A 15,624-nucleotide genomic window follows, 5' to 3' on the forward strand; every position below is an offset into this window, starting at 1 on the left:
ATCGTACCGAAAACTGAGGTGTCGGTTCTGGAGCGGTTCACCGGCGGACGTTGTTGCGGGCAACGAGCCCCTTCGCCGGCTGCGGATCAACGACCGATGCCGACGCGATTGGGGAGAGCCAGTCCTCAAGCGCCTGCGGAACGGGGCCGGTCTCGTCCTCGGGGATCGAGAACTGCACCGCGTCGTAGCCGCGGTTGAGGTTCGCGTTCAGCGCGAACAGCGAACCGTCGACGTCGAACGTGAGCTGGGCGCGATCGCGAACCATCGCGACGTCCATGAGGTCGACGTCGAACAGCGTGACCGTCGACGGCTGCGCTCCCTCGAGGCCGACCGTCGCCCAGGCGTCGGTCGCGGAGTCCCATTCCTCGGCCTCGAGTGTGCCGTTAGGCTCGTCGAGACGTAGCCGAAGGAGGCTCGTATCCAGGATGATCTCGTCGACGCCGGTTTTCGGTGAGAAGATCTTGACCCAGTCGTCTTCGGTCTCGGATCCCTGCGTATCGAAAACGTGGACGTCGAAATCGCCGTCGGCTTCGAGATCAAGCTGGTAGATGAGTGCTGGCTCCCCCGTCCCGACTGCAGCCTCGCCGTCGGCGATGTCGAAGATCTCGATGTTGCCGCCCTCGGCGCTGCGAGTCTCAACTGGCGACGCAAGGTCGCGCATTTCGTCCTCCGGGTTGAACCACTGGGTCTTCTTCGCGGCCGCCGGGATACCGACCTGGAGCGTCGTGTCGTTGCCGAACTCGTGGTCGATATCTTCGTTCGGATTCGTCTCGAGGATGCGGAAGTGCGACTGGTCCGTCCCTGATCGAGACAGCGTCAGCGGGACCTGGTGGTGATCATCGTCGTCGTCCTGTGACAGGCGGACGTCGCGATCGACGCTCGAGGCTGCGTAGTATCCTTCCAGGTCGGGCTGGGCTGGGATCGAGACCGCGACCGGAGAGAACGTCGGCTGCGAGAGGAGGTGCTCGGCTTCACTCGCCCGGATCCGCCCTCGTGGACCGTCGCAGATGATCGTAAACCCGATCGTCGGTGTCGGCCCGGTGAGCATGGTCGCCGAGCCCCGATCATCAAGTTGTGTCTGGTTAGCGACATCGGGACTGGCTCCGACGTCGATCTGTCCGACCTGGTCGTCGTCGAACTCGAGCGTATGTAGTTTCATGGGCCTGTCCCGTTGATGATTTCTTTAGCCTTCGCCTCCGCGCGCTCGTCGATGATCTTGTTGAACTCACGGCTGTTCAGGTCCATTTCGACGATGAGTTGGAGGGTTTCGACCGTTGTTCTGAGTTGGTCGTGTTTCTCGAGGAGCGTGTCGAACTTCGCCGCGAGGTCACTCTCTTGGCCACCCTCGTCGCTGCTTTCGGCGAGCATCTTTTCGACCGACTGTTTGTCGATGTCCTCCGACGACATCGAAGTGCCGTTACTGTCGCTGCTTGTGTCGATCTCGAACCCTTCTTCCTTGAGCTGGGCGCGGACGTCCTCGAGTTGAGTGGACCGCTCTTCTTCAGACTCTAATTCGGATCGGGCGACGTCGACAACAAGCTCAGTTTCAACCTCGCCAAGATTCTCAGCATCACGGACTTGGGCCAGTTGCTCTTCGACCCTTTGCGCCTCTTCGCGGGCTTCTGTATACTCTTCGCCGTAGACGTTCGATTTCCGTTCCTCGAGTTCTGAAAGCCGTTCCTCGAGGTGGGTTTCGATATCGCCGGTCTGGAGGTTATCAACGACTCCGTTCTGGAATCCGGAGCCGAACTCTTGGCCAGCGTTTTCGCCTTCTGTTTCCCAGTCTCCATCCTCACCCTCTGCAGGGTCGAAATTCTCCTGGCTGAGCTCCCCATTATCGAAGTCTTCTGAATCGGGCGGGTCCGGTTCATCTGGACTTTCGATACTTGGCCCACCATCACCGTCCCCACCGATCCCGGGGATCTTCTCGATATACTTCATCAGCCAATCGATTTTGTTGCCGATCCAGTCGAAGACCTGGCCGGTGATATCTTGGATCCCGAAGAGGTTCTCAGACCAACCTTTATAGAGCCACCCAACCGGCCCGAGCAGTGCGAGTATCCAATCAGGGGCGGCATCGAACCACCCCTTGACAGTAGAGAGCGCGCTGTAGGTCTTGTCTTTAATTCCAAACATATTGTTGGTGAACGCGTAATATAGCCCTGCGACAGCAGCTACGAGCACTCCTATAGCGGCGATAATCGCCCAAATAGGGACCGTGATCGGGCCGAGGGCAACGTTCGCGGCTATCGCTGATGGAACAACTCCGCCAGACAGGGCCCCAGAGAGGCCCCATGACGATGCTGTCAGAACACCATAGGCCCCGGACAGAGCAACGATCGACTGCGCCATTAGCCCCGCCATCATGAGGACCGGGCCGAGTGCTGCTAATAGACCAACAGCCGCGATGATCGCTTTTTGCTGCCCATCACTCAGCCCTTGGAACCTCTCGGAAGCGCCTTTGACGTACCTAGTCAACGACGAAAGCATCGGGAGTAGCTGCGATCCAATGGCGATTCCGACGTCCTTAAGATTCGATTTGGCGATGGACAGTTCAGCGTTCAGGGTCTCGCGCTGTGTTGTCGCCATGTCTTTCGTCGCACCCTCCGCCTCTCGAAGACGATCGGTATTTTCCTGAAGTGCGGAGCTGCCCTCTTGCATGAGTGCAGCCATCGCAGGTCCGGCTTCGGTCCCGAAGACCGAGGCGGCGTCCCCGGCCCCAACGCCGGCTTCCTCCATATTCGCGAGGACTTGCGTGAGGGACAAGATGTTGCCCTGCGAGTCGCGTGTCGCAACCCCCATTCCCTCGAGTTTCTTGGTTACAGTGGACCCCTCGTCAGAGATCTGGGACATAACGTTCCGAAGGGCGGTCCCGGCACGTTCGCCCTGGATACCAACATCCCCCATCTGCCCGATCGCGGCAGACGTCTCTTCGATCGAGAAGCCGAGCGAGGAGGCAACAGGGGCGACTTTACTCATCGCCGAGCTCATATCCTGCATCGTCTGGTTATGGTTGCTGACCGTGGCTGTGAGCGTGTCCGTCACCTCGGTCATTTCGTCGGCTTCATACCCAAACGCGGACATGACGTTCGTCGCCGTATCCGTTGCCTGAGCCATGTCCATCTGCCCGGCTTCGGCGAATGCAGCCACTTGTGGCATCGCTGCCATCGACTCCTGTGCATCGAGGCCCGCCGATGCGAGGTAGTAGTACGATTGAGCGGCCTGGTCTGCACTGTGGGTGGTTGTATTCGCGACCTCCTGAGCCGTTTGCTCGAGGTCTTCGCGCATCGCCTCGTCGACGTCGCCCATCACCGCGATGGACTTCTGCATGTTCTGGTCGAACGAAGCTGCTGTGCGGGCAGAGAGCGCCCCCATCGCCATCAGTGGGGCCGTGATCCCCGCCGTCATCGTCTTCCCAGCGGATGTCAGCTTCTTCCCCGTCTTCTGAGCCTGGCCCTGGAGACCATCCAAATCGTTCTGTGCATCCTCCACTCCCGAACGGAACCCCGATTGATCGAGGTTCAGCACGGCTGTCAGTGTTGAAATCGTGGGCATGTGCTAATCGCTCGTTTTACGTTCATCGAAAGAATGGCTCAAAATTGGAGTTTATCGCTGAGTTGCTGCTGCTCCTGCTGGTGTTCTTTATAGCGCTGGATCCAGAACGTCTTCTGCGGTTCGTCGAGATCTTCGAAGAACTCGCTCGGACGAATGTGTTGTTCCCGATTGAGCCAATCTAGGAATCGTCCGACATGAGACTCTGCAACATCTCGAGCTGTTGAGATTGCGTCTCTGCCTCGCCAAGCGCCATAAAATCCTGATAGAGCTCACCCACTTCGTCGTCAGTGAATCCGAGCCCATCACGCCAGACAGCAGCGTCTTGGAACGACGGATCAACGGCATGGTCGGACAGTGTCGCCTCCATCTGGTCGAGTCCGACCTGAGCCTCCTGGAGCAACTCGAACAGATCAGCGCCCGACTGTGCGCCTTCGAGGACGCGCTGTTGTCGGTCCTCGAATTCCTTCTGAGTCTCCGGGTCCGGGTAGAGGAACTCGATCTCCACGCCGTGGCGCTCGATCGTGAACGTGTCCCGGGACCGGGCGTCGAACAGTTCTTGCGCCTGGCCGTAGACCTCGACCTTCTTCTGTTTCTCCTCCTGGACTTCGTCGCGGGCCTGCTCGAGCAGCTCTTCGCGTTCGTCTGGGTTCGTGACTGTTGCGGTCGTCATGATTACTCGAGTTGGATCTCCGTTTTGGCGATCTTCGTCTCGGACGAGAACTCAGCTGTAACCTCGACCCGATACGTGCCGGTTCCAGCCCCAGCAGTGTCCCAGACGTGTTCGAACTCTCCAGTCGATCCGTGAGTCATCGACTGCGCCGAGATCACTTCCGTGTCGTCGCTAGTGTCGACGACCGTGACATCAGCGTCCGGATCGCCCGAAGTGTCCTGGTCATCGGGGTCGATGGCGTTACCGTCCGAGTCTTCGTAGCTGATCGTGAGCGGTACATCCTCGCCTTCGTATGCGGTCATCATGCGCTTTCACCTGGTCTGTGGACGTCCAGTGTCGCAGTCACGCGGCCCGCTGCCTCACGGCTGATCGTTGCCGAGGGAGCGCCGTTCGTGACCGTGGCTTTGACCCGGCCAGTCCGCTCCCTGCCGATCGTTGCGTCAGGCATCTATCTACGCCTCGGTGTAGTCGAGGAAGATGTCCCCGTGGATCCAGCCCTCGATCCCTGCAGTGGCGAAGTCCGAAGGGTACGTGACCCCATCGGGCATGTGCCACTCGACCTCGTCGTAGCGGTGGACGAGTGCGGGATCGGTATCCTCCTCATTCTTGTAGACGCGGAGGAAGCAGGCATCCCACGTCCGACTCTCCGCGTCGAACTGCAGTTTGCCGTCGTTGTCTGGGTCGATGAGGCCGATCTCCTCGAGCGTTTCCATCGAGGGTTCGATGAACGAGGACAGCGAAACCGCAGCTTCGTTGTACGTCCTCGAGCGGATTCGGCGGCGATCTGCATGGCCGTCTGCCGTGGCCGAATCCTCGTCGACCGTCATCTCGACATCGTCAGTCGTGAAACTCAGCGTCGTCTTCGTGGCGGTTCCATCGGGATCGGTAACTTTGACGATCTCGACGAACGCGCCGGTAAGTTTGTTCGTTGCCATTTGAATGGTCTCCGTCTGATTAGTTGTCTGTCTGTGCGACACTCAGCAACCAGTCTTCGCTGATCGTCAACGATCCATCGTCGTCTTCTCGCGGCACTGGCGAGCCATCCGATCCGCCAGGAGACCCGCCATCGACCGGGGCTGCCGTGTCCATCCGATCGCCGACCAGACCGAGCACTTCTGCGAGTTCGAGTTGGGCGAACGACCCAGCCTCTGCATCGATGTCTTTCCGCCATGCGAGGCGGCCGCCGACGTCGACCTGGATACGGAACGTCGACTGCTTCGTCTTGTGCTGGAACGACCCTGTCTCCGTCATCACGCCCGGAACGACGACCACGTTGAAGTCGTCCTCTGCCCCGACGGGATTCTCGAACGGGTCGCTGGTTTCGTTGGACAACTGGATCGCGTTCTGGCCGTGCGCTGTCGGGTTCAGGCCCTCCAGTTTCGTGACCAGTGGATCGTACGATCGTAGGTCGGTCAGGACGTCCTCGAGCGTCTTCCGGAGGTCCTGATCGGTCATCGTTGCGCACTCCGTACGGCCTTGTAGACCGCTTCGATCACTTTGGGCTCGTACCGACGCAGGGTCGTATCAACCGCCGGCCGGAGGAACGGTTGCGCTTCCTGGTGGACTGTCCCGAACTCGACGAAGGGAGCGTACTCGGTGTTCGTTCCGACAGTCGCCTTGACCGAGTCACGCTTCGACTCGACCTCGTGCTCGATCGAAGCCCGGAGGTTGCCCGTGTCGACGGCTGCACGCCGGCGAGCATCGGCCTCTGTCTCGAGAGCGACTTCCTGAACACGCGCCTCGAGCTCATCGTTCCCCTCTTCCAGGAGTGTGCCGAGACTATCATCCAAGTCCTCCGGCGCGAAGCCTGACTTGAAGTCGAAGTCCAACTCCATCAGGACACCTCCACCGGGTTCAGCAGGACGATCGCCGGATCGGACCCATCCAGAAACTGCGGCTCGATGTTACGGGGCTCGAACGTTCCCTCGAGGCCGTCGATCTCGAGTGTATCATCCTCGCGGATGTTGATGGATCCTAAGTCGTTGACCGCGTCAACACCGTCGATGAAGACGACCGGTTCGTCTTCGGAGCGCTCGCCCTGGAAGTCCCTCGCGAGACCTGCGCCGTTCGACTCGTACCGGATCCAGCCTTCGAAGACGGTGATGGTCTCCGTGACGGGTTTCGTACCGCCGTAGCCGTCGTCTTCCGTTCCAGTCTGACGGTCGCCGGTGATCGTCGCCTGATGGGTCTCGAAGCCAGACAGCCACCTCATCTGCCCTCACCTACGGTTTTGGAGAGGACGAACGGGTCTGTGGAGCCCTCGACTGTGGCGACAGCGACAATCTTTCTCAGACGAGGGAACGTGTACGTCTTCACGAAGATCGAGACAGTGATCCTGTCAGAGATCATCTCTTAGCCCCTCCAGTTTCTCAGCAGGCAGGCCCTCGAGGTGATCGACGATCTCGTCTCTGGAACTGTTTCCGTTGACCGTATCCGACTCGGCCCGTGCCGCCATCTTCTGGAGATCGCGGTAGTCCGCTGGTAGGTCGATGTCGAGCTCGAGGTGAGGGTGATCGAGCAGCACTTCAGCCCGGCTTTCGGTGACCGGTCGGACTTGGACGCCCCGATCGAACGCGATGGATTCGCCGTCGACGATGAACTCTCGGTTACGATTCGGCTCGAGAGTCTGCCGGATGCGCTTCTCGGCCATCGTGGATCAACTCCTCGTGTCCGGTACAGTGATCGATGCCGTCTTGTCTGTGGCACCGATTCCGAGCAGTTCATCCGTTGCACCGAGTCGACGCGCATCAGCACGGAGTTCGTCGACCATCGACTCCTCGTAGGATTTCCGGGCACTGCCGACCTCCTCGTTGGTAGTCGCCCGATCGAGCTTCGTAGCGATGTGGAGCGCTGCCAGCACGGCCTCGAGGTCGGTCCGAACCTGGTCGCCGAGGCCAGCGACGCCGTCGTCGCGATTGATGTCGCGTGCCTTCCGATCGATGACCTTCTGGATCTTCTCGTCGGCCAGCTTCGTGTCGATCTCGAGGCGGACATCCGTCGGCGTAGCGGTGGACATCCGTCACCCCTCGAGTTCGTTCAGCCGGGCATCAATCGCGTCTTTCGCAGTCTCCCGATTCTTGCTCTCCTCTTCGGCCTTCTTGATCGCCTTGATCAGTTCCGGATCCTCGACGTCTTCGATGCGATCCTCGAGCTCGCCAACCGTGAGGTCCGCGGGGTGCGGATCGAGTTCGTCGACGTCATCGGCCTCGTCACTGCCGTCGTCCTCGTCAGCGACGATCTCGAGCGTCCGCGGGTGACGTCCGACGATCCGCTTGGGAACCTCGAGTTCGTCACCGCGAGTGTACTGCTCGCGATCGAATCGGAACTGTGCGCCGGCGACGCGGACTCGAACTGTCTGTTCACTCATCATGATCACTCTCCTTGAGGACGACCGGGAGGTTCGCGACTAGTTGATCCTCGCTTCCGACGCGTTCCTCGCGGACGTGAACGTCCCGGACAACGTCGTACCCTTCTGCGTCGAGGATGTCGATTACTTCTGCCAGATCGCCGAACGCTTCAGTGTCTGCCATCGAGACACCTCAGGCGTTGATGCCGGTGATCCGAGCGATGCCACGCACGCCGTCGGGGCTGCGGCGGATGAACGGCGTCCGGCTCGAGAGCGTCTTGTTACGCAGGCCGAAGCCGCCGTCGACCTCCCAGTTCGTGTTCGTGACGCCCTGCGCCACGACCATCTGGAAGTACCGCGGATCGTTCAGCATCAGGATCGCACTGTCCGAGTCCAGGCGCGGCGCCGGGACGATGTTGAGGTACGGGTACTTCCGCTCGAGCCGCTCCATGATCGGCTCGTCGGTCGTGGAGGTTTCGTAGTCCTCGCGGTCGACCTCGCCCCACAGCGCGCGGGGAACGAAGAGCCAGCCGCCGATCTCGGAGACCAGCGGGACATCGTCTTCGTCGATGACATCGGTCTGGTTCTCGACGGTGTCGTGGAGTTCCTTGAAGTCGGAGAGGATCTCGTTCGGGCTGTTGATCCAGCCGTTCGAGCCGCTGGTCTGCAGGATGAGGTCCTCGTCGGAGTCGAGCCCGGAGACCATGAGGGTACCGCGCTCGGTCGGGATCTCGCGGCCCTCGCCGTTCCAGAGCAGACTGTGCTCCGAGCGGTTGAGCGCCCGGCGGGCCTCCTGACCGACGCTGGTGTCGAGATCGTCACCGAACTGCATCGCGTTCTGGACCTCGCGGCTGTCGAACTCGTAGTCGACGTGGTGAATCCAGAGCGGAACGCCGTGCAGCCCGTTGGCGGGCAGCTCCTGCGTGCTGCGCGCACGAGCGTTCATCGTCCGGTCAGCCTCGAGTCGGCCGGCGCGAAGGCGGTCGAAGTACGCGTAGCGGAAGAGGCTCGCGCTGACGCCGAAGCCGGCGCCGACCAGCTGGTCGATGACCGTCGACTGGACGAACTGGTCGTCGAGGATGGTCTCTGCGTACTCCTGCCACGAGTCGACCTGCATCGCCGAGTCGGCGGTCAGCTCCGCCGACGGCTGGTGGATCCCGACGGCTTGGTCGAGGTCGTTCCACGTGTCGGGGCCGATCGGGGACTGGGCACGGATCTGCTTCCACGCCTGCTCGCGCTGGTTCTTGACCGGGTTGAACAGCGCTGTTTCGTGAAGACGCGAGGCGCCTTCGAACTCTTCGGCCATCTCCGGTTCGTGCTGCGTAACGTTGTCAGTTGCCATGAATGAGTACCTCAGTAGAACTCCACGAGAACATGGGTCGGATCGTCACCACTGCTCATCGTGATACCATCTTCGTCTGCGATCGTCGCGACCGCCTCGGTCGGTGCGCCAGCCGTCGTCTCGAGGTTGCCGTTGGCGTTCCATCCGAGGTCGGTGCCCTCGGTGTAGGTGTCGTCGGTACCGTCGGCGTCGACGTCAGCGTAGGCGACGAGCAGGCGAGCCTCGTCGTGACTCTGGAACCCGATCGTCTCGACGTTCGAGCCCGCCGGGTAGGAGATCTCCAGCGGGCTCTGATTCGTCCCGACCCCACGACTGCCAGGGTTGCGCTGTTCGCGAACGACGCGCTTGGTTTTCGAGTCGGCACCGGCGGCCGCGTAGCCGCCAGCCCCGCGAACGACGCCCTGACCGGGGTTGAGCGCTTCGAGCGCTTCGTCGTCGTCGTAGTCTTCGGCGTCGTTGGTCTGTGCGAGAACCGACATCTGCGTGTTGAGTTGCGTCATCTATATCACCTCAGTTCTCCGCGACCCCAGTGCCGTACTCGTCGGGGTCCTCGTCGGCGCCGTTGTCGTTGGAACCGCCCGCCGCCGCGGATGCCGTGAGGCCAGCCGCGCCGGGAAGCCCCATGCCGCTCTTGCCGGTAGCGCGATCGTACTCGCTATCGACGAGGGTGTCTGCCGAGGCCATGAGGTCCTCGCGGTCGTCCTCCTCGTACTGGTCGGAATTGGCGATGATCTCCTCGACCTTCTGCGCCTTCGTGGCCTCTTCCTGAGCCTGTGCGACGAGATCGCTGGCGTTGTCCTCGGTGACGAAGCCCTGATCTCGGAGCGCAGAGCCGAGCTCGTCGACGGTCATGTCGCCGAGCGTTTTGTCGTCGCCGCCGTTGTCGGGGTCGTCGTTGCTGCCGCCATCGCCGCCATCGGAGGCGGCGTTCTCGGCGGCGAGTTCGTACGTCTGGTTGAGTACGTTGTCGTCCATCGCCTCGAGGGACTCCTTGTCGAAGTCCGCGTTGGCGGTCAGGAACGTGATGTACTGCTCTCGAGTGTTGTCGTCCATGTCAGTTGGATCTGGGTCGTCCGTGGGGGATTCCGCCCCCGTCGTTTCAGTGTCGGTACTGTTCGCCGTGAGGTCAGACGGTTCCGGAAGTGGGTTTCCGTTCTCGCCTGCGAGGTCGTCCGATCGACCGATATCGAACCCGATCGCCTGAAGCGTCCCACGAACCGCAGCGCCGATCGCGCCGTTCGGGGAGTCCTCGAAATCGGGACCGGTGCCCGAGCCGTCGCCGGCCGTCAGTTGAGAACCGATGTCCGTCTCTTCGGTGTAGGACGCCAGTGCCTGACTCGGGCCCCACTTCGCAGTGTTCGATGGGCTATCGCCCTTCGAGACCACGGAGAGGTCGAGAAACTCGATGTCCTCGCCGACGTAGGCCTGAACGTCCTCACGGAACTCGCCGAGACGGAATCTCGGGTGGACCGAGACGTCGTAGCTCTCGCCACGGACGCCTTTCGCGACGTTCTCGTCGTGGGTACTCGCCTCGTAGCCGACGGCCTGCTGGTCGTCGATCCATCCGGCCTTCGGGACCTTGCCGATCGTCTCGTCGGTCGGTGGTGGATACTGCGGTCGCCCCTCGTCGTCCGCGGGGTGGTCCGTTGTCAGAGGTTCGTCGGCCTGACTCTCTGCGGCCTTCCGGAGCTCCTCCGCGGTCATCAGGACTCGCGTCCCGTCGTCCATATGGAGGATGTCACCGGCGGCGACTGCGATACCGGAGAACCGCCACGGCGGGCCGTCCTCGTCCTCGTCATCGTCGTCTATAGCTGCGGTTAGCCGGGCCGTTCGGGCCGACACCCGCAGGTCATGCATATCGTTGTTCTTCATGGTTACATCGGCCCAGGCCCTCGCCCCTCACGCCGACCGCTCTGATCGCGGCGAGCGTGGTGTTGTACGGAGGTCATCGGTCCCGGAACTACGCTGCTATCTGAGTTGGTGAGAAGTGAGCGACCAGCTCTTGGGCGCCGGCGCCGTCCGTCGACGCGAGCGCCTCGTAGCGCTCACGGGACTCGTCGACGAACGCGCCAGCCCGAAGCATCGTGACGAACTCGTGGGGGTGCGCCTCGAGTGCCGCCGCCGCGGCCTCGTTCACGATCGGGATCACCGCGCAGCGACACTGCGGGTGAACCGGTGGCTGGTCTGTCGATCCCTCGAATTCATCGAGTTCCCACGGACCGCGCTGGGCGACGGAAGCGCACTGATCGCAGACACGCTGGTCGCCGGCGGTCTGGACCCGGACCTCGGGCTCGAGGCCGACCGACTCGACGCCCTGCTGCCGGTAGCGCTCGACCGTCGCCTGAGAATGGGCGTTGATCGTCTCGGTCCTCGCGAGCACCGTCGCCCGCGTCTTCCCGATCTTGTTGACGCGATCGGTGATCCGCCGCGCCATCACGGTCGGGTTGACTCCCTCGCCGATCCCGTCGGCGAGCTCCCGTGTGACCTGCTGGGCGACCGCGTTGGTGATGCCCTCGAGTTCGGCGTAGTTCCGAGCGAACAGCACGTGCAACTTCCGCTCGTGGACCGGCATCTGGACCAGTTGCTGCGCCGCTGCAGCATCGGTCGGCTCGATATCGAGGCCGGCCTTCCGGAGGTTCGTGTCAGCGTCTTCGATGCCGCGCTCGTACGCCCGGCGCACCCAGACGTTCTCGTCGCGATCGATGACCTCGAGGACCTCCGACTCCTGTGCGGTCTGGAGCCACTCCCGGAAGCGCTCGATGCGCTCGCCCGGCGGGACCGTGCTCAGGTCTGGTGGGTCGTCGGCCGCCCGCAGTTCGACGTCGCGACCCGCGGACGCGAACGTGTCCAGCAACTCCTCGACCTGCGCCTCGGAGAGATCGTCGCTCCGGAGACCGAAGATGTCCTCCTCGATGACGGCGTCGCGGATCGTGCTGTTGATCCGCCCGAACGCCGCGCGAAGTCGGCGAGCGTAGGTCTGCCGGATCGTCTTCGTCTTGGTCGGATCCTCCTGCTGAGCATGCAGGTGGTGTCGGTGACCGTCCGAGGAAGGGGCGCTGCTCATGTCTCAGTCATCGGCCTCCACGGGACCGAACTGCGCTTCGAACTGTGCTTCGACCTCCGGATCGGCTTCGTCCAGATCCGGCAGGTCGGAACCCTCGAGGTCAGACGGGAGATCGCCATCCTCGATGAACCCGAGTTGCTGCTTGGGAGTCAGGACGCCCGGCGCGACCTGCATCCACGTCTCGAGGACTTCGGCCCGGGTCTTGCGGATATCTGCCTGGTCCGACTCGGACATCTCCGCCAGCGGCTGCCAGTCGACCTCGTATCTGCCGCCTTGGGGCTCGGTGATCGAGCCGATATCCAGCAGCCGGTCGATGATCGCATGGACGATCTGCGGCTCGACGAACTCGTTGCGTCGTTCAGCGATCTTCCCGTACCACTCCTTGAGGTCCTGCGTCGTGGCACGTTCGCCGCTCTCGTTACCTTTCAGGACGGACTGCGGGAGGCCCGTCTGGGCGCTGATCGCCTCGATGTTCGGATCGATGACCGGCTGCGGATCGATGTCCTCGCCGCCGAGGCTCTTGACGTCGTCGGCGCCCTGAGTCCGGAGGACATTCTCGAGGCCGTGCTGCCAGCGCTGGAGGTGTTCGCGAAGGTCGTCGCCGTTGTCCTCGAGGTTGAACTCATCCGAGATGTTGATGTGGATGCCCCACGCAGCGGCCCGATAGACGAGCTGGCCGGCGGCGCCGAGCGTCTTCTCGATATCGATCAGGTTGTTGTAGACTGGCCTCTGCCGTTCGACACCTCTGAGTTCGTCGTCCAGGAGCTCCTCGCTCGGGATGTGGATGACCCGTTGCCAGTGGACGTCGAGCGTCTCCGGGCCCTGATGCTCGAAAGCGCCTTCGACCTCATTCTCGTCGCTGAAGTCCAGCGTGTACTCGGTCGGTTCGTTCCAGCGCCCGGATCCAGGACCACCGACCGTGACATCATCGACCGACGCTCTCGAGAAAGGACGCAGTCCAGTGAGTTCGGCGCCTTCATCGACGGTCTTCGAGAAGCCATCGGGATCGTCGACGTCGTCGAACTCGAGGACGAGAACACCGAACTTCCCGATCCCGGCCAGCTTGTCGGCCCGCTTCGCGTAGTGCCACAGGTTCTGGTCATCGATGAGGTCCTGAACGTCGCTCTCGAACTCTGTCTGGTCGGCGTCGCCTCGAGGATCGTCCTTGTCGTCGATCTTCGGTGGATCGCGCCACGTGGTCGACGGTGGGAGGAACGTGACGGCGTAGGCGTACGGGTTCCGGAGTGCGAGGGCGAAGAAGTCCTCGACGCTCGGATCCTTATCCCAGTTGAACACCTCGTAGTAGTCCTCGTCGCCGGGGAGGTTCTCTCCGAGGGACTGCGCCAACGCGAGGCGCATCTGGTACTCCTGCCGGGCCGAGAACCCGTCGTCTTGTGCGACCAGTTCGGCGTCCGAGCCGTCGCCGGCGGAGCCGTCCGTCTCGTCGGTGTCGGTAGATGTGTCACTCATGGTGATCGTGGTGTCTGGTTACCAAGTTCCGCTGCCGCTCTGGCCATCGTCGGGCCCAGTATGCGTGAGGATCGCATATCGGAGCGCGTCCATCGCGTGATCGTTCTGCTTCAGCGGGTCGTCAGAGTCGCCGCCGTCCTTGTACTGGTACAGATCAAACTCGTTGATCACGTTCTGGCAGATCTCACAAACCTGGAACTCGTCACGCACCTCGGAGACCTTCTGGATCCCGGGTGTGACGCTGTTGTCCGCCTTCTTCGCGTGGAATCCGTCTCGAGACAGATCCTCGATCGAGCGCGGTTCGGCAGGGTCGCAGTAGACCGTGCCCTCGCGCCACCGATCCTGCATCTCCTCGAGCTCACGGCTCAGGTCGTCGTTGGTGCAGCGGGTCTCGTAGAACTCATCGACGATGTGGTAGGCGTCGCCGGCCCGCCCGACCGCCAGCCCGACCATCGGGTTTCCGTGACCCCAGTCGACACCGTAGATGAACTCGTCGTACTCGTCGGGGCTCGGATCGTCCCGGAGGATGTGGTCGTTGTCGTCGAACCAGGAGTAGACGAGGCCGTCGAACTTCGTGAACTCGCCCTCGACCTCCTGGCGGAAGAACTCACCCTCGTACTCTTCGTCGAGCCGATCGATGTAGTCGTCCGGGTTGTGAGGGTTGAGCCACGATGGGACACCGAAGACGCCGTGGGTCCCGTTCGCCGTGACAACCTCATACGGATCGGACCGGTGGACGTCGCGATCTTGGTCAGCGTAGAAGCGCTCGTAGACCCAGTTCTTTCCTTTGGGAGTGGTCGTGACGAACGCGTTGCGGTACTGGCCGACTCGGAGACGTCCGGAAAGGACCTCCCACGCTCGTTCGGAGACGGCTGCGGCCTCGTCGATCCAGACCCACGAGAGGTTCGGGCCACGAAGGCGCTGGATCTTGCGATCGTTGTCAGCACTCTCGAGGATGATCCTTGAGCCGCTCGGTGTATGGATACCGGGTTCTTCCGAGCCCTTCCCACGATACTCCCACGCATCGAGGAGACCGAACTCTCGCATCACGGGAAGGATCGCGTTCTTCAGTGCGGGGACTGTCGGCGCGACGATCATCCCGAGCTCGCCAGGGTTCCACTGCTCTGCGTTCGCTACTGATCGGAGGATCCCGGCTGCGGTCTTCCCGGCGCCGAGACCAGAGACGAAGGCGTGGTTCCGTGCTTCGGACTGGACTGGTGCCAGCCCTTCGGGCCCGGCGAGGAACTCCTCTTGTGGAGCGACGTCCGTGTCTTGGTGGTAGTAGGGCCGAACTGCCTGTCTATCTTCGCCCCGCCCATATCTCGAGTGAGACGGCTCGGGGAACTGATCGGTGTAGGAGGACGCTGCCATGAGCTATGGGATTCTATGACTGCTCGCGGTCGGCGGTGAGGAACACCTCGACTGTGCTGCCTTCGTCGCCCTCTTCGACCTCTCCCCAGGACTCTGGGAATCGGTTCTTCAGTACTGAGAGGATGGCCTTCGTATCCTTCTTCTCCCGAGCCATCTCGAGGAGATCGTCGACGAGGGTTGCTTCTCCCATCCCACGCGCGCTCGCGACCTCGTCCGCAAAGTCCGCGTAGATTCCCTCTCCCTGCTTGTCTGCTTTCTCGAGCCACTCGTAGAACGTCGACTGGCCGATCCCGTTACACCGACAGGCTGCAGCGACTGAGTGGCCCTGCTGGAGCATGTTCGCGATCGACGTCTGGACCTCGTGCGTGAGCTTCGGATCGCGGCCACCGGCGCCGGGCTCTCGGGTGAGGATGTCCTTGGCAGACTTCTCGCCGATGCCGTGGACTTCGACTAGCTCGTCGGCACTCGCAGTCATGACGTCGTCGACGGTCTCGAAGTCGGCGTCGCGAAGACTCTCCGCGATCGCCGGACCTACACCATCGATCTCTGTTAGTTCATCAGTCATAGGATTCTATTACTGGAACTTTCGTTCGAACTCCCGTGCCGTCTCCGCTGGAAGGGACGCCTCGAGTGCTTTAACAAGAAGAGTAGTACGGTCTCTTTATTCAGAGGTGAGAGCGGGATTTCTGTTCATACAGAGGTAAGAGACAACATTATCCCTCTGCCAAGCCTGAACCGTATAGGAATTGGGGCAGCAATTCCATCCTGCATCATGAAACCTCCATCTTCCCCTGATATAACGGATA

General features: G+C 61.9%; 21 protein-coding genes. All 21 read right to left on the bottom strand.

Translation table 11 applies throughout. From position 1 onward, the window contains the following. Positions 1-37: 37 nt before the first annotated feature. The 21 genes from LDH74_RS01310 to LDH74_RS01410 all read right to left on the bottom strand — a co-directional run bounded on the left by LDH74_RS01310 (position 38) and on the right by LDH74_RS01410 (position 15,383). Positions 38-1,159: a hypothetical protein gene (locus tag LDH74_RS01310; protein ID WP_226040837.1), complete on the bottom strand. Its 1,122-nt coding sequence runs from the start codon at positions 1,157-1,159 to the stop codon at positions 38-40. Further along, on the bottom strand, positions 1,156-3,555 hold the full coding sequence (locus LDH74_RS01315) for a phage tail tape measure protein (RefSeq protein ID WP_226040838.1): 2,400 nt from the start codon (positions 3,553-3,555) through the stop codon (positions 1,156-1,158). Before LDH74_RS01315 ends, LDH74_RS01310 begins: the two co-directional genes overlap by 4 nt. A 178-nt stretch (positions 3,556-3,733) precedes the next feature. Next, the gene (locus LDH74_RS01320; protein ID WP_226040839.1) at positions 3,734-4,225 is read right to left on the bottom strand and encodes a hypothetical protein; all 492 of its coding nucleotides are present in this window, start codon (positions 4,223-4,225) and stop codon (positions 3,734-3,736) included. Between the two features lie 2 nt (positions 4,226-4,227). Further along, a complete protein-coding gene (locus LDH74_RS01325) occupies positions 4,228-4,527 on the bottom strand; it encodes a hypothetical protein (protein WP_226040840.1) in 300 nt (99 codons plus the stop codon). Beyond that, positions 4,527-4,673, bottom strand: a complete 147-nt coding sequence (locus LDH74_RS01330; RefSeq protein WP_226040841.1) for a hypothetical protein — start codon at positions 4,671-4,673, stop codon at positions 4,527-4,529. Before LDH74_RS01330 ends, LDH74_RS01325 begins: the two co-directional genes overlap by 1 nt. 4 nt (positions 4,674-4,677) lie before the next feature. Next, positions 4,678-5,160: a hypothetical protein gene (locus LDH74_RS01335; protein ID WP_226040842.1), complete on the bottom strand. Its 483-nt coding sequence runs from the start codon at positions 5,158-5,160 to the stop codon at positions 4,678-4,680. Between the two features lie 19 nt (positions 5,161-5,179). Further along, on the bottom strand, positions 5,180-5,680 hold the full coding sequence (locus LDH74_RS01340; protein ID WP_226040843.1) for a hypothetical protein: 501 nt from the start codon (positions 5,678-5,680) through the stop codon (positions 5,180-5,182). Further along, a complete protein-coding gene (locus LDH74_RS01345) occupies positions 5,677-6,060 on the bottom strand; it encodes an HK97-gp10 family putative phage morphogenesis protein (protein WP_226040844.1) in 384 nt (127 codons plus the stop codon). Before LDH74_RS01345 ends, LDH74_RS01340 begins: the two co-directional genes overlap by 4 nt. Then, on the bottom strand, positions 6,060-6,437 hold the full coding sequence (locus LDH74_RS01350) for a hypothetical protein (RefSeq protein ID WP_226040845.1): 378 nt from the start codon (positions 6,435-6,437) through the stop codon (positions 6,060-6,062). The genes LDH74_RS01345 and LDH74_RS01350 overlap by 1 nt, the downstream gene beginning before the upstream one ends. After that, positions 6,434-6,574 carry a hypothetical protein gene (locus LDH74_RS01355; RefSeq protein ID WP_226040846.1) on the bottom strand — a complete coding sequence of 47 codons (141 nt, stop codon included), beginning with the start codon at positions 6,572-6,574 and terminating at the stop codon, positions 6,434-6,436. The genes LDH74_RS01350 and LDH74_RS01355 overlap by 4 nt, the downstream gene beginning before the upstream one ends. Further along, entirely contained in the window at positions 6,564-6,875 is a 312-nt protein-coding gene (locus tag LDH74_RS01360) for a hypothetical protein (protein WP_226040847.1), read from the bottom strand. The genes LDH74_RS01355 and LDH74_RS01360 overlap by 11 nt, the downstream gene beginning before the upstream one ends. Before the next feature lie 6 nt (positions 6,876-6,881). Then, a complete protein-coding gene (locus LDH74_RS01365) occupies positions 6,882-7,241 on the bottom strand; it encodes a hypothetical protein (protein WP_226040848.1) in 360 nt (119 codons plus the stop codon). 3 nt (positions 7,242-7,244) lie between these two features. Next, a complete protein-coding gene (locus LDH74_RS01370) occupies positions 7,245-7,592 on the bottom strand; it encodes a hypothetical protein (protein ID WP_226040849.1) in 348 nt (115 codons plus the stop codon). Beyond that, a complete protein-coding gene (locus LDH74_RS01375; protein ID WP_226040850.1) occupies positions 7,585-7,755 on the bottom strand; it encodes a hypothetical protein in 171 nt (56 codons plus the stop codon). Before LDH74_RS01375 ends, LDH74_RS01370 begins: the two co-directional genes overlap by 8 nt. A gap of 9 nt (positions 7,756-7,764) precedes the next feature. Then, on the bottom strand, positions 7,765-8,913 hold the full coding sequence (locus LDH74_RS01380) for a DUF2184 domain-containing protein (protein WP_226040851.1): 1,149 nt from the start codon (positions 8,911-8,913) through the stop codon (positions 7,765-7,767). Between the two features lie 11 nt (positions 8,914-8,924). Beyond that, positions 8,925-9,413: a hypothetical protein gene (locus tag LDH74_RS01385; RefSeq protein WP_226040852.1), complete on the bottom strand. Its 489-nt coding sequence runs from the start codon at positions 9,411-9,413 to the stop codon at positions 8,925-8,927. 10 nt (positions 9,414-9,423) lie between these two features. After that, a complete protein-coding gene (locus LDH74_RS01390; protein ID WP_226040853.1) occupies positions 9,424-10,785 on the bottom strand; it encodes a hypothetical protein in 1,362 nt (453 codons plus the stop codon). Positions 10,786-10,873: 88 nt separating this feature from the next. Further along, positions 10,874-11,977, bottom strand: a complete 1,104-nt coding sequence (locus LDH74_RS01395) for a phage minor head protein (RefSeq protein WP_226040854.1) — start codon at positions 11,975-11,977, stop codon at positions 10,874-10,876. 3 nt (positions 11,978-11,980) lie between these two features. After that, a complete protein-coding gene (locus LDH74_RS01400) occupies positions 11,981-13,447 on the bottom strand; it encodes a phage portal protein (protein WP_226040855.1) in 1,467 nt (488 codons plus the stop codon). Positions 13,448-13,465: 18 nt separating this feature from the next. Then, the gene (locus LDH74_RS01405) at positions 13,466-14,818 is read right to left on the bottom strand and encodes a phage terminase large subunit (protein WP_226040856.1); all 1,353 of its coding nucleotides are present in this window, start codon (positions 14,816-14,818) and stop codon (positions 13,466-13,468) included. A 13-nt stretch (positions 14,819-14,831) separates the two neighbouring features. Continuing rightward, positions 14,832-15,383: a helix-hairpin-helix domain-containing protein gene (locus LDH74_RS01410; RefSeq protein WP_226040857.1), complete on the bottom strand. Its 552-nt coding sequence runs from the start codon at positions 15,381-15,383 to the stop codon at positions 14,832-14,834. Positions 15,384-15,624: the final 241 nt, after the last annotated feature.

The sequence above is a fragment of the Natrinema sp. DC36 genome (genome assembly GCF_020405225.1).
In the GTDB taxonomy this organism is placed as follows: Archaea; Halobacteriota; Halobacteria; order Halobacteriales; family Natrialbaceae; genus Natrinema.

What these genes read in the sequence shown, in the direction of transcription:
- LDH74_RS01400 (WP_226040855.1), bottom strand. Translation starts at nt 13,447, where the DNA reads ATGAGTGACACATCTACCGACACCGACGAGACGGACGGCTCCGCCGGC.
- LDH74_RS01390 (WP_226040853.1), bottom strand. Translation starts at nt 10,785, where the DNA reads ATGAAGAACAACGATATGCATGACCTGCGGGTGTCGGCCCGAACGGCC.
- LDH74_RS01395 (WP_226040854.1), bottom strand. Translation starts at nt 11,977, where the DNA reads ATGAGCAGCGCCCCTTCCTCGGACGGTCACCGACACCACCTGCATGCT.
- LDH74_RS01370 (WP_226040849.1), bottom strand. Translation starts at nt 7,592, where the DNA reads ATGAGTGAACAGACAGTTCGAGTCCGCGTCGCCGGCGCACAGTTCCGA.
- LDH74_RS01355 (WP_226040846.1), bottom strand. Translation starts at nt 6,574, where the DNA reads ATGATCTCTGACAGGATCACTGTCTCGATCTTCGTGAAGACGTACACG.
- LDH74_RS01325 (WP_226040840.1), bottom strand. Translation starts at nt 4,527, where the DNA reads ATGACCGCATACGAAGGCGAGGATGTACCGCTCACGATCAGCTACGAA.
- LDH74_RS01345 (WP_226040844.1), bottom strand. Translation starts at nt 6,060, where the DNA reads ATGGAGTTGGACTTCGACTTCAAGTCAGGCTTCGCGCCGGAGGACTTG.
- LDH74_RS01320 (WP_226040839.1), bottom strand. Translation starts at nt 4,225, where the DNA reads ATGACGACCGCAACAGTCACGAACCCAGACGAACGCGAAGAGCTGCTC.
- LDH74_RS01365 (WP_226040848.1), bottom strand. Translation starts at nt 7,241, where the DNA reads ATGTCCACCGCTACGCCGACGGATGTCCGCCTCGAGATCGACACGAAG.
- LDH74_RS01380 (WP_226040851.1), bottom strand. Translation starts at nt 8,913, where the DNA reads ATGGCAACTGACAACGTTACGCAGCACGAACCGGAGATGGCCGAAGAG.
- LDH74_RS01330 (WP_226040841.1), bottom strand. Translation starts at nt 4,673, where the DNA reads ATGCCTGACGCAACGATCGGCAGGGAGCGGACTGGCCGGGTCAAAGCC.
- LDH74_RS01350 (WP_226040845.1), bottom strand. Translation starts at nt 6,437, where the DNA reads ATGAGGTGGCTGTCTGGCTTCGAGACCCATCAGGCGACGATCACCGGC.
- LDH74_RS01405 (WP_226040856.1), bottom strand. Translation starts at nt 14,818, where the DNA reads ATGGCAGCGTCCTCCTACACCGATCAGTTCCCCGAGCCGTCTCACTCG.
- LDH74_RS01375 (WP_226040850.1), bottom strand. Translation starts at nt 7,755, where the DNA reads ATGGCAGACACTGAAGCGTTCGGCGATCTGGCAGAAGTAATCGACATC.
- LDH74_RS01310 (WP_226040837.1), bottom strand. Translation starts at nt 1,159, where the DNA reads ATGAAACTACATACGCTCGAGTTCGACGACGACCAGGTCGGACAGATC.
- LDH74_RS01410 (WP_226040857.1), bottom strand. Translation starts at nt 15,383, where the DNA reads ATGACTGATGAACTAACAGAGATCGATGGTGTAGGTCCGGCGATCGCG.
- LDH74_RS01360 (WP_226040847.1), bottom strand. Translation starts at nt 6,875, where the DNA reads ATGGCCGAGAAGCGCATCCGGCAGACTCTCGAGCCGAATCGTAACCGA.
- LDH74_RS01340 (WP_226040843.1), bottom strand. Translation starts at nt 5,680, where the DNA reads ATGACCGATCAGGACCTCCGGAAGACGCTCGAGGACGTCCTGACCGAC.
- LDH74_RS01315 (WP_226040838.1), bottom strand. Translation starts at nt 3,555, where the DNA reads ATGCCCACGATTTCAACACTGACAGCCGTGCTGAACCTCGATCAATCG.
- LDH74_RS01335 (WP_226040842.1), bottom strand. Translation starts at nt 5,160, where the DNA reads ATGGCAACGAACAAACTTACCGGCGCGTTCGTCGAGATCGTCAAAGTT.
- LDH74_RS01385 (WP_226040852.1), bottom strand. Translation starts at nt 9,413, where the DNA reads ATGACGCAACTCAACACGCAGATGTCGGTTCTCGCACAGACCAACGAC.